Annotated in this window: 1 protein-coding gene; it reads left to right on the top strand. The window is 76.3% G+C overall.

Going from position 1 to position 733, the window contains the following annotated elements; translation table 11 throughout:
- Positions 1–686 (top strand): aminodeoxychorismate/anthranilate synthase component II (locus ACYVE9_RS29475; RefSeq protein WP_461030930.1); only part of this gene is annotated, 686 nt, incomplete at its 5' end.
- Positions 687–733: the final 47 nt, after the last annotated feature.

Raw genomic sequence — 733 nt, 5'->3', positions numbered from 1 at the left:
AGCCCACCGCGGACGGCGTGCGGTCAGCAGGGGACGACCGCGTCTCCGTCGGGTCCACCGGGGACGGCCGCCCGGCCGGCGGTCGGGCGCCCGCCGAGGTGCTGGTGGTCGACGGTGAGGACACCTTCACCTCGATGCTGGCCCACCTCCTGCGGTCCGGGGGCCCCGCGGTGACCGTGCTGCGTTACGACGAGCCCGGCCTGCGGGAGGTGGCGCTCGCCCACCGCGGCCCGGTGGTGCTCGGGCCCGGGCCCGGTGACCCGCGCGACACCGCCGACCCCAAGATGCGGCTGCTGCGCGGACTCGCCGCCGACCTGGTGCTCCGCGGCGAGGACGGCGGCGGGCTGCTGGGCGTGTGCCTGGGACACGAGCTGCTCGCCGCCGAACTGGGCCTGGACCTGGTGCGCAAGGCGCAGCCGCAGCAGGGCGCCCAGGAACGCGTCGACTTCTTCGGCCGGACCGAGACGGTCGGCTTCTACAACTCCTACACGGCACGCTGCGACGCGCACGCCGAGACGGAGTTGGCCCTGCACCGGGTCGAGTTGAGCCGTGACCCGGTCACCGGTGAGGTGCACGCGCTGCGCGGCCCGGGCTTCGCGGGCGTGCAGTTCCACCCCGAGTCGGTGCTGACCCTGAACGGGCCGGAGATCGTCGCCGGGCTGCTCGCGGCAGCCGTCGTGCGGTGAGCGGGCGGGTGGACGGGCCGGGCCCCGCGCTCCGGACCGGCGCGTCC

This window comes from Streptomyces sparsus (assembly GCF_054776295.1).
Note: the sequence above shows the minus strand (reverse complement) of the source record. Positions and strands in the feature narration are given on the sequence as shown.